This window comes from Lactobacillus sp. ESL0680 (assembly GCF_029392855.1).
Lineage (GTDB): Bacteria > Bacillota > Bacilli > Lactobacillales > Lactobacillaceae > Lactobacillus.
On record NZ_CP113945.1, the window covers coordinates 672,426 to 685,984 of the forward strand.

A 13,559-nucleotide genomic window follows, 5' to 3' on the forward strand; every position below is an offset into this window, starting at 1 on the left:
TTTTTTACGATTTTTTACGATTTTTTGAAATTAACTGAAATCAACCGAAAAAGCATAAATCGGTGCAATGATGGATTAATCAAAATATCTTAAAATTGGTATAGTTGAACGCTGAAAAGTGCTATAATATCAAGTGTTCAGCAATTTAATTATCTATTAGCTTAGATACCTAAAGGGCTTCTTTTTTGTTTGGAAGGCTGCAATATTGGTTACAGGGGTCTTTGATTTACCGCCCCTTTTAAGAGTTAAATAGCGGTAAGCCTTGCTGGATAACGAAACGTTATTGAGTTATTCAGTCGTGTTTTACGACGGTATTAAAAAATCCTCTGCATTAGCAGAGGATCATTTTAATGATTGCCTAAAATGACTGGTTTTAGGACTTTTAAGGTTTAAAGCCTTGCTACATTTTATGGCTTCATTTTACGTGGAATTATTAGCATTGTCAATGTATAAAATTCTGGTAAAATGACAAATGGAATTACCTGAAATCCGACTAATTTCAATAATGATAATTCTAGGAGGCGAGAAGCCTTGCGAAATTTTATAATTGGCGTTGTGTCTGGTATACTCGCCAATGTTATTGCTGAATTGATTTTAGATTACCTCAAAAATCATAGTAAGAAATAATCTTTAAAGGAGAGCGTGTGGGTAATACCACTGCTCTCTTTTTGTTATAGCAGGTTTAATTAGCTGAGATACTGAAATAGTATTTGAAGGATGGAATTAAAAACTGTAGTAATTGTCAGAAATATTTTTGAGTCATCCTAATTTATAAGGCTTCCGCCAAAATGGCAGGAGCTTTTTTACAACAATCTAATGAAATTATTCATGGTGTCCCATCTTAGCTAAATATGCCGCGAAACTTTCATCTTCAGTAATCACACCAGCTTGTTTTCCCTCATACCAGTTAATTTTATCATTCAAAATTTGTAGGTGATGCTGGACCTCGTCCAATTGCTTCAAAAAATTCTGTTTAGTTGCGCGAAGTAATTCGAGCCGTTCGGGGATTGTTTGATCGCCTTGACTGCGCCAAGCAACGTATTTTTTCAAATCAATAATACTCATTCCTGTACCTTTAAGGTGTTCCAGGAATTTCATCCATTGCACGTCAGCGTCGACATAAAAGCGGTGGCAATTGGCTGAACGTTGCGGTTTAATTAATTCTTCTTTTTCGTAAAAGCGCAACGTTGACGGCTTTAGGTCAAACAGTGCACTAAATTCCGCAATACTATATTTGTGTTCCATAGTCTCTGTCATTATTTTTCCTCTTTATTTAATAAAGTAATTCTAACATCGCCTTGACTTAAAGTTAACTTTAAGTTTTATACTGGTGGCAATTAATTTAAGGAGGCTTTTAAAATGGCTAAAAAACAAACAGCAGGTCGGGAAAATTTAGGTAAGTTTGCACCGCAATTTGCGGCTCTAAACGATGATGTTTTATTTGGACAGGTTTGGTCTAAAGAAAATGAACTGTCAGCTCATGATCGTTCTCTGGTAACAATTGCTGCACTGATGGCAATGGGCAACACAGAACAAATTACCACTCATTTGAAAATTGGCAAGCAACATGGCATCACTAAAGAAGAAATTGTTGCCGAAATTACACAGCTTGCATTTTATGTTGGCTGGCCCAAAGCCTGGTCGACCTTTAATCGTGCTAAGGAAATTTGGTCAGATGATGTTGATACAACTGAAGTTAAACAGCCGGGAGTGTTTGCGACAGGACCAAGTAATGATCGTTATGTGCAGTATTTCGTAGGTAAAAGCTATAATAAGGCTTTGGTTTCACCGAATGGTAAGGATGTAACTGTGCCGGTTAGCAATGTTACCTTTGAGCCAGGGTGCCATAATAATTGGCATATTCACCATGACGGCAGTCAGATTTTGCTCGCAGTTGGTGGTCGTGGTTGGTATCAAGAATGGGGTAAGCAGCCGCAAGAATTAAATCCAGGTGATGTAGTAGTTGTTCACGATGGGGTTAAGCACTGGCATGGAGCTGCTAAAGATTCATGGTTTAGCCACTTAGCGATTACGACTGGTTCAACGCAGTGGTTAGAGCCAGTTGTTAATGATGAATATAACAAGCTGCCATAAAATAATTGGAAGAAGTTAATTATGCTAGTTTTGGACGACTAGTTGCAAATAAATGGCTGCTCTCAATGCATTAGGAGGCAATAGAATGTCGATCTTGGAAGAAAAGTATGCTTTAAATAATGGAATTAAAATTCCCAAATTGGGTTTTGGTACATGGTTGATTAATAATACTAAAGTTGTAAGTGCGGTTCAGCACGCAGCTCAACTGGGATACCGCCTATTTGATACAGCACAGGCTTATGATAACGAAGTTGGCATTGGTGAAGGTCTAAAAGCCACTGGTCTACCACGTGAGCAATTTTTTGTTACAACTAAGGTGGAAGCTAATTATAAGGATTATCAAACGGTTAAAAAGTCGATTGATATATCGCTGACAAAATTAGATTTGGATTATCTTGACCTATTGCTAATTCATGCTCCTGAACCATGGGCTGAATTTCATGGCAGTAATCATTATTTTGCGGAAAATTTAGCAGTTTGGCAGGCAATGGAAGAAGCTGTGCAAGCTGGTAAAGTTCGCTCAATTGGAGTTTCTAATTTTGAACAGGTTGATTTAGATAATATTCTACAAAATTGTACGATTAAGCCAGTGGTTAATCAGTTGTTAACCCATATTGGCAATACCAACTTCAAATTAATTGATTACAGTCAGAAAAACGGTCTCTTGGTAGAAGCCTATTCGCCGATTGCTCATGGGGAAATGATGAAAAATGAGCAGCTAATTAAGTTGGCCAAGAAATATCAGGTATCAATTCCTCAACTAGCTATCAGATATTGTTTAGAGTTAGGAACTGTGCCGCTGCCTAAGAGCAGAACTCTTAAACATATTGCCGCCAATAGGGATGTAAATTTTACTATCGCGCCGGAAGATATGCAGTTACTCAAAGCAATTCCCCATATTAAGGACTATGGTTCTTCAAGCAAGTTCCCAGTTTTTAGCGGCAAATAAATTTACTATAAATAAAAAGACAATTCTCATAATTGAGAACTGTCTTTTTTGATTGTTACATACCAGCTTTAATAATTTTCTTCTCAGCCATCGTTTTACGCAAGGCGAGAAGGGCAGTATAAGTTGATAAAATGTAAACTTTTTTAGTTGGCAGTTTAGCGATTTGCGCGATTAAATCATCGTTATCTTTAGCCACTGTCATATTATCAGGATTAAAACCTGCAACTTCTAACCTAAAGTTCATGTCTTTACGCCGCAAGCCGCCAACAATAACGTGTTTAATCTGCTCACGATTTAAGTCTTCGAACTGACCGTCCCAAATCCATGAGGTGTCAATTCCATCTGCGTGATTGGCGTTAAGCAGTGCAACCAGTGAGTAGTCATCTGGTTCGGTGTTTAACATATGCAGCACTTCGTCAAGCCCCACTGGATTTTTAACTAAAATCAAGTCAATATCTTTACCAGCGTAGTTAATTAATTCTTGCCGGCCAAAGACCCGCTTATTGTTAGCAAATGATTGTGCAATTTCATCATCATTTAAACTAAACTCACGGGCAACAGAATAAGCAGCCAGAGCGTTATAAATATTGTAAGTACCACCAATGTTGATTGAATAGTCTTTGGCCCCCATTTGAAATGCCAATTGATTAGGTGTTTGCTCGGTAATCTTGTTGATACTGTATTTCAATTCTGGACGCTTGTAGCCGCAATGAGGACAGAAAAAGTCGCCCAAGTTGGCATAAATCCGGTCATGAAAGTGAATAACATGGTCACATTGTGGGCACAAGACACCGTCAGTGTTAACGGGAGCTTTTGCATCGTTATCTTTTTGCGCGGAATCTAAGTCAAACCCGTAGAATACTTTTTTATTAGGCAATGCAACTGATGAAAAGATGCTGGCATCACCATTGGCAATAATTGTTGCTTCAGGAGCCAGCTTAATGCCATCTACGATTTTGGCATAGGTGGTATAAATTTCTCCATACCTGTCCATTTGGTCACGAAAAATATTGGTCAACACATAGTAACTTGGGTGAATTAATTCAGTAACCATCTTGACGTTGGCTTCATCAACCTCTAAGACAGCAATCTTACGCTTGACCTTCTTTTGCTTATGAGCTAAGAAGGCAGTAACAATTCCTTGCTGCATGTTCGAACCTGACGGATTAGTTAGAATGTCGCCGTACTTTTGCTTTAATGCGGCAACAATTAATGATGTCGTCATCGTCTTACCATTAGTTCCAGTTACAATGACAGTTTCATAATCATGTGCCAGTGCGTTTAACACCTGCGGGTCAATTTTCATCGCTAACTTGCCAGGAAAACTGGTACCGCCTTTTAATACATTATGAAGAAACCAATAGCTTGATTTACCAGCAGCCTTGGCAATTCCTGATTTTAGATTCATCTTTATCCCTCACTTTAAAATCATTATAACTATAGCATAGCGCCGAGGTGAAAACGAGTTTTCATGACGATTTAACTGCACATAATTTGATTTTCATCTATACTAGTTAAGTTAGGTGAATTTAATTTAAACAAAGGAGCAAAAAATGGCACAATTATTTTTTCACTATGGTGCTATGAGTAGTGGTAAAACGATTGAAATTCTTAAGGATACACATAATTATGAAGCCCAAGGCCGTAAGATTGCGCTCATGACTAGCGGCATTGATAATCGCAGCGGTGTTGGCACGGTTGCTTCAAGAATTGGTCTGCACCGGGATGCAGTTCCGATTGAATCGCAGACAAATATTTTTGATTATGTCCAAAAATTAAACGCTGAAGATGAAAAACGCGGTGACGGTTCAATTGCCTGCGTCTTTATTGATGAGGCACAATTTTTGGAGCGGCATCATGTCTTAGAATGTGCCAGAATAGTTGATGAACTTAAGATACCGGTAATGACATTTGGTCTTAAAAATGATTTTCAAAACAAATTATTCGAAGGTAGTAAAAACCTTCTGATTTTTGCGGATAAAATTAAGGAAATCAAAACAATTTGCCACTATTGTGGACGTAAGGCTACAATGAACTTGCGGATTCACGACGGTCAACCTGTTTATGAAGGTGAGCAAGTTCAAATTGGCGGCGATGAAAGTTATTATCCTGTTTGCCGTTTTCATTATTTTCACCCAGGAAAGCCAAGAACAAGAGAGGAATAGATAAGTATGGATAAAGTTATGGCACAGCTCGAGGGTCTAGTAGCCCATTATGAAGAGCTTCAAGAAATGATGGCTGATCCAGAAGTCATCAATGATACTAAGCGCTACATGGAAATCTCAAAAGAAGAGGCAGATTTGCGTGATGTAGTAGAAAAGTATCAAAAATATAAGGCAGATAAGCAAGAAATTGCCGATAATAAGGAAATTATTTCAAGCGAAAGTGACAGCGACTTAGTCGAAATGGCTAAGGAAGAAAACCATGATCTTGAGCAAGAAATCGGTGAATTGGAAGACCAAATTAAGATCTTAATGCTGCCAAAAGACCCCAATGATGATAAGGATATTATCATGGAAATTCGTGGTGCCGCTGGTGGGGATGAAGCCTCCTTATTTGCTGGTGATTTGCTTAGAATGTATGAAAAATACGCTGAACGGCAAAATTGGCAGGTATCAGTCGTTGATAGTGAACCGACAGAAGTTGGTGGCTATAAGCGAATTGCCATTATGATTACTGGTGACAAGGTTTATTCTAAGCTCAAGTACGAAAACGGAGCCCACCGGGTACAACGAGTACCGGTAACCGAATCACAAGGTCGGGTGCACACCTCAACTGCAACTGTTGCTGTTATGCCTGAATATGAACAGGTTGATTTGGATCTTGATCCTAAAGATATTAGGGTTGACGTTTACCGTTCAAGTGGTGCCGGTGGCCAGCACATTAACAAGACCTCCAGTGCCGTGCGGATGACGCACTTGCCAACTGGAATTGTGGTTGCGATGCAGGATCAGCGTAGTCAGCAGCAGAACCGGGAAAAGGCAATGCAAATTTTGAAGTCACGAGTTTACGACTATTATGAAAGTCAAAACCGTGACCAATATGATGCTAAAAGAAAGAATGCCGTTGGTACTGGTGACCGTTCAGAACGGATTCGGACTTATAATTATCCGCAAAACCGGGTAACCGATCACCGAATTGGCTTTACACTAAACAAGCTTGACCGGGTAATGAACGGTGAAATGGATGAAATTATTGATGCGTTAATTTTGTATAACCAAACTAAGCAGTTAGAGGAGTTGGCCGATCAAAATGCCTAAACTACCAACACTGAAAGATTTACAAATTTGGGCGACTGAAACTGCACCAGAGGCGCGTCCGGAAGATGTGGAATACCTATTGGCTGAACGACTAAATTTAACGCCCAGTGAATTCGCCTTAAAGCAAGATTTAGAATTAACGCCGGAGCAATTAAAGCAGGCGCAAAAGGATGTTAATAAATTGGCTAAGGGAGTGTCACCGCAATATATTTTGGGCTATTCCTGGTTTTACGGCTATAAAATCATGGTTCAGCGCGGTGTTTTAATTCCCCGGTTTGAAACTGAAGAACTGGTTAATTGGGCGCTAACGCATCTAAAGTCAGGTGACAAGGTTTTGGATTTGGGTACAGGTTCCGGCTGCATTACTGTGGCCTTAGCTAAAGAAGCAGCTAAACAGGGAATTACTGATCTAGATTTATATGCTTCTGATGTCACTGATGCGGCATTGCGGACAAGCGAAGAGAACTTTGTAACCTATGACCTTGATGTGACGGTTCGGAAGGCTAACGTGTTAATTGGCCTAGAAAAATTTGACAAGATTATTTCTAATCCGCCTTATATTAAGGAAACAGAAAAAAATGTCATGGACCAAAATGTCTTGGAAAATGAACCGAAAGAGGCTTTATTTGGTGGTAAAAATGGCTTAGACTTTTACCAGAAATTTGCCAAACAAGTTCGTGAGCATTTGAATAGTCATGGCGAGTTCTTCTTGGAGTATGGCTTTAGTGAACAAGAGCAGTTAAGTGACCTATTTGCCAAGGAACTGCCGGACTTTACGGTTGAATTTAAAAACGACATGGCAGGCAAGCCACGCATGGTTTATGGAAAGTGGAATAAGTAGATGGAAACGAAAATTTTTTCAGAAGGACAAATTGATGATGCCGTCAAATTGCTGGCTGCGGGTGAATTAGTCGCTTTTCCAACAGAAACGGTTTATGGTCTTGGAGCAATCGCCACTAACGAAAAGTCGGTTAAGGGCGTTTATGCTGCTAAGGGCCGGCCAAGTGATAATCCATTAATTGTGACGGTTTCAGATGCTGAAATGATGGCAAAGTATGCTAAGGAAGTACCAGAACGTGCCCAAAAGTTGATTAAGCACTTCTGGCCAGGTCCACTAACTATTTTGTTGTTTGTTAAGCCAGGGAGTTTACCTAGTGCTGTTACTGGCGGTCTTGATACGGTCGCCTTTCGCTGCCCTGATGACCCGTTAACGCATGATTTAATTGCCAAGTTGGGTTATCCAATTGTTGGCCCATCAGCCAATACCTCAACTAAGCCTAGCCCGACAACGGCGCAACATGTGTATCATGACCTTAAGGGTAAAATCGCCGGTATCATTGACGGCGGTGCGACCAGAGTGGGTCTAGAATCAACAATTATTGACTTGTCGGTTGCAACTCCAGTTGTTTTACGTCCGGGTGAAATTACTCCAGAAGAATTAAGCACAGTTCTAGGTGAAGAAGTATTAATTAACACTGGCAAGGTAAGCGACAAGGATGTACCAAAGGCTCCAGGAATGAAGTACCGCCATTATGCACCAGCCGCATCTGTGACAGTCGTTGATGATGCAAAGAATTTTGCGCAGATTAATTTTGATGAAACAACCGGCGTCATGGCACTTGATTCTGAATTAGCCAAAATTACAATGCCAGATGAAAACAAATTTAGTTTGGGACAGAATCTAACCGATGCTGACCATCAATTATTTGGCGGTTTGCGCTATTTTGACGATAAAAAGAATATTAAGCAGATTTTTGTTCAAGGTTTCAGCGGCAGCGAAGCCACTTTGGCTTACATGAACCGGCTAAATAAGGCTGCTGCGGGGCACCATTATCAAGCAAAATAAAAAATACCTGCAAATGACTTTAAACCCGTTACTTTTTTGATTAAAATACTTGTTAAGTATAATTTATATTTTTAGGAGGAAATTATGGGCAAATTTACAGTTTTGGATCACCCATTGATTCAACACAAATTAACCATTATCAGACGTAAGGAAACGAGTTCCAATGAATTTCGCCGCATTGTTGGTGAAATTGGTGGTCTCATGACTTATGAAATCACCAGAGATTTGCCACTCAAGGATGTTGAGATTGAGACACCAATTGGTAAAACCACTCAAAAAGAAATTGCCGGTAAAAAGTTGACCATTGTGCCAATCTTACGTGCTGGTATGGGAATGCTAAATGGTGTGATGGAAATGATTCCGTCAGCTAAAGTCGGTGTCATTGGGATGTACCGTGATGAAGAAACTTTGAAGCCGCACGAATACTTCTGCAAGATGCCAAAGGATATTGCAGAACGTGAATGTTTGATTGTTGACCCAATGCTTGCAACTGGTGGCTCAGCTAACATGGCAATTGGCGCCTTGAAGAAGCGCGGCGTTAAAGATATTCGCCTAGCTGTTTTGGTTGCTGCACCAGAAGGTGTTAAGGCAATTCAAGAAGAAAACCCAGACGTTGATATTTATGCTGCAGCTGAAGATGAAGAATTATTGTCAAATGGCTACATTTTCCCAGGTCTTGGTGATGCTGGTGATCGGCTGTTTGGGACCAAATAATCCGCATTCGGTAAATTAATTATAGAATTCGCTTACAATTTTTCACAAAATTATTGTTTGGTGTTAATATTGTATGAGTGTTCGATAATTGAGCACAGGAAGGGAGGTCCGCGAAGTAATGGAGAAATCATTTGTTTTTAAATTTTTGGGCTTAAACTTTGATCTTACTGGGATCATTGGCTCAACTTTAATGGCAGCCGTGATTTTATTTGTCTGTATTTGGCTTTCACGTAAAGTTGAAATGAAACCAAACAAAAAGCAAAATGCGATAGAATATCTACTTGATTTTACAGATAACATTGTTAAAGATAATGTCGAAGATCAAGATGCGCAGAAGCATTTATCACTTTATGCTTTCGTTTTGTTTCTCTTTATCTGGTTTATGAACATGCTTGGTCTGTTCTTGGAAGTCAAAGCTGGCGACTATATGTTTGTCAAGTCGCCAACAGCTGACCCAGTGACGACAATGTCGTTTGCAATGATGACCTTGCTTCTATCATTTACGTTTGGAATACAAAAGTTCGGCGTTGGTGGATATTGGCGCAATTACGCAGCACCAGTTGGTTTTTTGTTCCCAATCAATATGATTGAGGAAATTACTAACTTTTTGACGTTGTCTTTGCGTTTATACGGTAATATCTATGCTGGTGAAGTTCTGTTAACGTTAATTGGAAATAGTTTAGCTCCAAGCTTTGGTATTTCTACGTTAGTCTTAGCTGCGCCGCTTGCAATGATTTGGCAAGGTTTCTCTGTCTTCATTGGCTCTATCCAAGCATATGTTTTCGTAACTTTGTCGATGGTTTACATTGGAAAAAAGGTTACAAAGGAATAATTTTTTGGAGGTTAAAATATGTCACAAGGTTTTAAATATATTGCTGCAGCAATTGCAGCCGGAATCGCTGCTTTAGCTGCTTCTTGGGGTAACGGAAAAGTTATTTCAAAGACTATTGAAAGCATGGCTCGCCAACCAGAAAGTGCCGGCAACTTGAGATCAACTATGTTTATCGGTGTTGGTTTGATCGAAGCCGTTCCTATCTTGGCAGTCGTTGTTGCATTCCTGATTCTCTTCCTTTAATTTTTACTAAAAAGATTTAGGTTGAAAAAGAGAGAAGGGCAGTAAATGACATTTCAAACTTTATTTGCAGCCTCAGGTCATATTTATCTTGGCAATACCCTTTGGTATTTAATTGTTTTTGCAATTTTGCTAGTGCTGGTTAAGCATTATGCTTGGGGACCAGTCTCCGACATGATGGAAAAACGGCGCCAAAAGGTAATTAATGATTTGGATTCGGCTGCAAGCGATCGTAAAAAAGCTGAAGTTTTAGCTAATGAACGTGAAGCTGCCTTGAAGAATTCAAGACAAGAGGCAACTCAGATTCTCTCTGATGCCAAGGCTAACGCGCAAAAGACAAGCAGCAAGATTGTGGCTGATGCCAATACTGATGCTGCTTCAATTCACGATAAGGCAAAAGCTGATGCTGCTCAAGCAAAGGCAGATGCTTTGAATGAAGCGCGTGGGCAAGTTGCAGATATTTCGGTAGCAATTGCTGAAAAGGTAATTGCTAAAAACTTATCTGCTGCTGACCAAAAAGATTTAGTCGATCAATTCATTAAGGGGCTGAATGAATAATGGCCTTAAGTAGAGAAGAAATAGCTGCACGTTATGGAACAGCACTGTTCGGCTACGCGCAGGATATGAATTCTTTGGATGCTGTTCATGCGGATTTACAGGAGTTGGCGCAAGCTGTTTCTGTTAATCCGCAGATCTTGAATGTTTTTAGTGATCCAATTTTTAATAGTGATGAAAAAAAGGCCTCACTTTCAGTTATTGAACAAGGTTTGAATGCTGAAGTGCAAAACTTTTTGAACTTTCTATTAGAATATGATCGTTTTGCGGACTTGCCTGATATTATTGATGAGTTTAATGATTTGTACGATCAGGCAAAAAAGATTACGTCAGGAACTGCAATTACTGCAGTTAAGCTTGATGATGCGCAACTAGCTGCTTTGAGTAATAGTTATGCGCAAAAATACGGCTTAAAAGATGTTCGTCTTAAAAATGAAGTAGACGAAAGCATCTTGGGCGGTGTAATCTTACGCATTGGTGACCGCTTAATTGACGGCTCCATTAAAAACAAGCTGAAAAAAATTCGCGTTCAGTTAATAAATAAAGATTAAAAGAGGTGAAACCATTGAGCATTAAAGCAGAAGAAATTAGCTCTTTAATCAAGCAGCAACTTGAGCACTATGATGACAAACTCGATATTGATGAAGTCGGGGTTGTAACTTACATAGGTGATGGTATCGCCCGGGCTCACGGACTAAACAATGTTTTGGCTAATGAGCTGTTGGAATTTGACAATGGTTCTTACGGAATTGCGCAAAATCTTGAATCCAACGATGTTGGTATCATTATTTTGGGTAATTTTGATGACATTCGTGAAGGCGATCAGGTCAAGAGAACTGGTCAAATCATGCGTGTTCCAGTTGGTGACGCATTAATCGGCCGGGTTGTTAACCCATTGGGTCAACCAGTCGATGGTTTAGGCGACATCAAGACTGATAAGACACGTCCAATCGAATCAAATGCTCCAGGTGTTATGGAGCGTCAGTCAGTTAACCAACCATTGCAAACTGGTATTAAGGCGATTGATGCATTGGTACCAATTGGTCGTGGTCAGCGTGAGTTAATCATTGGTGACCGTAAGACTGGTAAAACTAGTTTGGCAATTGACACCATTTTGAACCAAAAAGGGCAAGATGTTATTTGTATTTATGTCTTCATTGGTCAAAAAGAGTCAACTGTTAGAACTGAAGTAGAAACTTTAAAACGCTTTGGCGCAATGGATTATACTATTGTTGTTGAAGCTGGACCTAGTGAACCAGCACCGATGCTGTACATCGCGCCTTATGCTGGTACTGCGATGGGTGAGGAATTTATGTATAACGGCAAGGATGTATTGATTGTGTTCGACGATCTATCCAAACAAGCCGTTGCTTACCGTGAACTCTCCTTGCTTCTCCGTCGTCCGCCTGGTCGTGAAGCATATCCTGGTGATGTTTTCTACTTGCACTCACGTTTACTAGAACGTAGTGCTAAGTTAAGTGATAAATTAGGCGGCGGTTCAATGACTGCATTGCCATTTATCCAAACTGAAGCCGGTGATATTTCTGCATATATCCCAACTAACGTAATTTCAATTACTGATGGTCAGATTTTCTTGCAAAGTGATTTGTTCTTTGCCGGAACTAGACCAGCGATTGATGCCGGAAACTCAGTTTCTCGTGTTGGTGGTAGTGCGCAGATTAAAGCAATGAAGAAGGTAGCTGGTACTTTGCGTACTGACTTAGCTGCCTTCCACGAATTAGAAAGTTTTGCTCAATTTGGTAGTGACTTGGATCAAGCGACCCAAGCTAAATTAAATCGTGGTCGTCGGGTTGTTGAAGTTTTGAAACAACCTTTGCATGATCCGATTCCAGTTGAAAAGCAAGTTTTAATTCTTTATGCCTTAACGCATGGTTATTTGGATTCAGTTCCAGTTGAAGATATTGCGCGGTTTGAAAAGGAAATGTACGATAACTTTGATAGTTCTCATGCTGATCTGTTAAAACAAATTCGCGAAACTGGTGAATTACCAGATGAAAAAGAATTACAAGCTGCAATTAGCAAATTCGCTGATAGTTTTTCACCAAGTAATAAATAGGAGGTAGCTTATGCCTGCATCTTTACTTGAGTTGAAGAAAAAAATTGCTTCAGTTAAGCAAACTGGTAAAATTACGGAAGCTATGAGAATGGTTTCCGCATCAAAGTTGAATCAAACTGAAAAACGCGATCAAGGTTATACTATTTATAACGATCACGTGCGGCAGACTTTGTCGCGGTTGATGAGTACCCAAGTCGTTAATCATTTGCACAAAGAAATGGCAAACGCTGACGAGGATACCATCAGCAAGGTTGATTATGAAAATGTCTTTGGTCTTGGAATTGTCTCCGACATGGTACAAGAGCGCAAGGAAATTAAGTCAACTGGTTATTTGGTAATAACTGGTGACCGTGGACTTGTTGGCTCATACAATAGTGCTGTCATTAAGAATATGATGGGCTTAGTCGAAGACGCCAAAGCTGAAAACAAAGATATCAAAATCTTAGCTGTTGGTTCAGTAGGTGCTGACTTTTTCAAGAAAAACAACCTTAACGTTGTTTATGAAAATGATGCAATCTCTGATGTGCCAACTTTTGATGAGGTTTTACCAATTGTTTCAACCGCAATCAAGATGTACTTAAATGGGGTTTATGATGAGCTGTATGTTTGCTACACCCACCATATTAACTCACTGTCATCTGCATTTCGGGTTGAAAAAATGCTGCCAATCGTTGATATTGATATCGGCGTTGAGGAAGCTGAAGTACATAAAGATTTAGAATATGATATTAAGCCAGACATTAATACTGTCTTGACAACTTTAGTGCCGCAATATGCGCGTTCAACAATTTATGGTGCCATTTTGGATGCCAAGACTGCTGAACATGCCAGTTCAATGACGGCAATGCAGAGTGCGACAGACAATGTTAACGACTTGGTATCTAATTTAACTACTAAATTAAACCGTGCAAGACAAGCTGAAATCACTACTGAAATTACTGAAATTGTCAGTGGTGCGGAAGCTTTGAAATAAATAGAGAAAAGGAGGTAGA

At 39.6% G+C, this 13,559-nt stretch carries 15 protein-coding genes; 13 read left to right on the top strand and 2 right to left on the bottom strand.

Annotation, left to right across the window (positions count from 1 at the left end; all coding sequences use genetic code 11):
- Positions 1-822: 822 nt before the first annotated feature.
- The gene (locus OZX58_RS03410; RefSeq protein WP_277141501.1) at positions 823-1,257 is read right to left on the bottom strand and encodes a MerR family transcriptional regulator; all 435 of its coding nucleotides are present in this window, start codon (positions 1,255-1,257) and stop codon (positions 823-825) included.
- A 102-nt stretch (positions 1,258-1,359) separates the two neighbouring features.
- Between OZX58_RS03410 and OZX58_RS03415 the strand changes: the two genes are divergently transcribed.
- Together OZX58_RS03415 and OZX58_RS03420 are read left to right on the top strand one after the other, a co-directional pair.
- Positions 1,360-2,094, top strand: coding sequence for a carboxymuconolactone decarboxylase family protein (locus tag OZX58_RS03415; RefSeq protein WP_277141503.1), 735 nt, complete (start codon positions 1,360-1,362; stop codon positions 2,092-2,094).
- A gap of 85 nt (positions 2,095-2,179) precedes the next feature.
- Positions 2,180-3,043 (top strand): aldo/keto reductase, encoded by an 864-nt coding sequence (locus OZX58_RS03420; RefSeq protein ID WP_277141505.1) that lies wholly within the window; start codon positions 2,180-2,182, stop codon positions 3,041-3,043.
- 55 nt (positions 3,044-3,098) lie between these two features.
- Here the strand turns inward: OZX58_RS03420 and OZX58_RS03425 are convergent, their stop codons facing one another.
- On the bottom strand, positions 3,099-4,451 hold the full coding sequence (locus OZX58_RS03425; protein WP_277141507.1) for a Mur ligase family protein: 1,353 nt from the start codon (positions 4,449-4,451) through the stop codon (positions 3,099-3,101).
- A gap of 145 nt (positions 4,452-4,596) precedes the next feature.
- On the opposite strand from OZX58_RS03425, the gene OZX58_RS03430 reads away from it, so the two are divergent.
- The 11 genes from OZX58_RS03430 (at position 4,597) to OZX58_RS03480 (ending at position 13,540) form a co-directional block, all read left to right on the top strand.
- The gene (locus OZX58_RS03430; protein WP_277141509.1) at positions 4,597-5,208 is read left to right on the top strand and encodes a thymidine kinase; all 612 of its coding nucleotides are present in this window, start codon (positions 4,597-4,599) and stop codon (positions 5,206-5,208) included.
- Between the two features lie 6 nt (positions 5,209-5,214).
- Positions 5,215-6,303 carry a peptide chain release factor 1 gene (gene prfA, locus OZX58_RS03435; RefSeq protein ID WP_277129788.1) on the top strand — a complete coding sequence of 363 codons (1,089 nt, stop codon included), beginning with the start codon at positions 5,215-5,217 and terminating at the stop codon, positions 6,301-6,303.
- Positions 6,296-7,144, top strand: a complete 849-nt coding sequence (prmC, locus tag OZX58_RS03440; protein WP_277141511.1) for a peptide chain release factor N(5)-glutamine methyltransferase — start codon at positions 6,296-6,298, stop codon at positions 7,142-7,144. The genes prfA and prmC overlap by 8 nt, the downstream gene beginning before the upstream one ends.
- Positions 7,145-8,149, top strand: a complete 1,005-nt coding sequence (locus OZX58_RS03445; protein WP_277141514.1) for an L-threonylcarbamoyladenylate synthase — start codon at positions 7,145-7,147, stop codon at positions 8,147-8,149.
- Positions 8,150-8,233: 84 nt separating this feature from the next.
- Complete coding sequence (gene upp, locus OZX58_RS03450) at positions 8,234-8,863, top strand: uracil phosphoribosyltransferase (RefSeq protein WP_277129785.1); 630 nt, start codon at positions 8,234-8,236, stop codon at positions 8,861-8,863.
- Positions 8,864-8,981: 118 nt separating this feature from the next.
- Entirely contained in the window at positions 8,982-9,695 is a 714-nt protein-coding gene (gene atpB, locus OZX58_RS03455) for a F0F1 ATP synthase subunit A (RefSeq protein WP_277129784.1), read from the top strand.
- Positions 9,696-9,713: 18 nt separating this feature from the next.
- Positions 9,714-9,938, top strand: a complete 225-nt coding sequence (gene atpE, locus OZX58_RS03460) for a F0F1 ATP synthase subunit C (RefSeq protein ID WP_277129782.1) — start codon at positions 9,714-9,716, stop codon at positions 9,936-9,938.
- Positions 9,939-9,983: 45 nt separating this feature from the next.
- Complete coding sequence (atpF, locus tag OZX58_RS03465) at positions 9,984-10,493, top strand: F0F1 ATP synthase subunit B (protein ID WP_277129781.1); 510 nt, start codon at positions 9,984-9,986, stop codon at positions 10,491-10,493.
- Positions 10,493-11,041, top strand: a complete 549-nt coding sequence (locus OZX58_RS03470) for a F0F1 ATP synthase subunit delta (RefSeq protein WP_277129780.1) — start codon at positions 10,493-10,495, stop codon at positions 11,039-11,041. Before atpF ends, OZX58_RS03470 begins: the two co-directional genes overlap by 1 nt.
- Before the next feature lie 14 nt (positions 11,042-11,055).
- Positions 11,056-12,567, top strand: a complete 1,512-nt coding sequence (gene atpA, locus OZX58_RS03475; protein WP_277129779.1) for a F0F1 ATP synthase subunit alpha — start codon at positions 11,056-11,058, stop codon at positions 12,565-12,567.
- A 10-nt stretch (positions 12,568-12,577) separates the two neighbouring features.
- Positions 12,578-13,540, top strand: coding sequence for a F0F1 ATP synthase subunit gamma (locus OZX58_RS03480; protein WP_277141516.1), 963 nt, complete (start codon positions 12,578-12,580; stop codon positions 13,538-13,540).
- Positions 13,541-13,559 lie beyond the last annotated feature (19 nt).

Bases quoted from the DNA above. Each gene is read 5' to 3' on its own strand.
- prmC (WP_277141511.1), top strand. From the start codon at position 6,296: ATGCCTAAACTACCAACACTGAAAGATTTACAAATTTGGGCGACTGAA.
- atpB (WP_277129784.1), top strand. From the start codon at position 8,982: ATGGAGAAATCATTTGTTTTTAAATTTTTGGGCTTAAACTTTGATCTT.
- upp (WP_277129785.1), top strand. From the start codon at position 8,234: ATGGGCAAATTTACAGTTTTGGATCACCCATTGATTCAACACAAATTA.
- OZX58_RS03415 (WP_277141503.1), top strand. From the start codon at position 1,360: ATGGCTAAAAAACAAACAGCAGGTCGGGAAAATTTAGGTAAGTTTGCA.
- prfA (WP_277129788.1), top strand. From the start codon at position 5,215: ATGGATAAAGTTATGGCACAGCTCGAGGGTCTAGTAGCCCATTATGAA.
- atpE (WP_277129782.1), top strand. From the start codon at position 9,714: ATGTCACAAGGTTTTAAATATATTGCTGCAGCAATTGCAGCCGGAATC.
- OZX58_RS03420 (WP_277141505.1), top strand. From the start codon at position 2,180: ATGTCGATCTTGGAAGAAAAGTATGCTTTAAATAATGGAATTAAAATT.
- OZX58_RS03470 (WP_277129780.1), top strand. From the start codon at position 10,493: ATGGCCTTAAGTAGAGAAGAAATAGCTGCACGTTATGGAACAGCACTG.
- OZX58_RS03445 (WP_277141514.1), top strand. From the start codon at position 7,145: ATGGAAACGAAAATTTTTTCAGAAGGACAAATTGATGATGCCGTCAAA.
- OZX58_RS03480 (WP_277141516.1), top strand. From the start codon at position 12,578: ATGCCTGCATCTTTACTTGAGTTGAAGAAAAAAATTGCTTCAGTTAAG.
- atpF (WP_277129781.1), top strand. From the start codon at position 9,984: ATGACATTTCAAACTTTATTTGCAGCCTCAGGTCATATTTATCTTGGC.
- OZX58_RS03410 (WP_277141501.1), bottom strand. From the start codon at position 1,257: ATGACAGAGACTATGGAACACAAATATAGTATTGCGGAATTTAGTGCA.
- OZX58_RS03425 (WP_277141507.1), bottom strand. From the start codon at position 4,451: ATGAATCTAAAATCAGGAATTGCCAAGGCTGCTGGTAAATCAAGCTAT.
- OZX58_RS03430 (WP_277141509.1), top strand. From the start codon at position 4,597: ATGGCACAATTATTTTTTCACTATGGTGCTATGAGTAGTGGTAAAACG.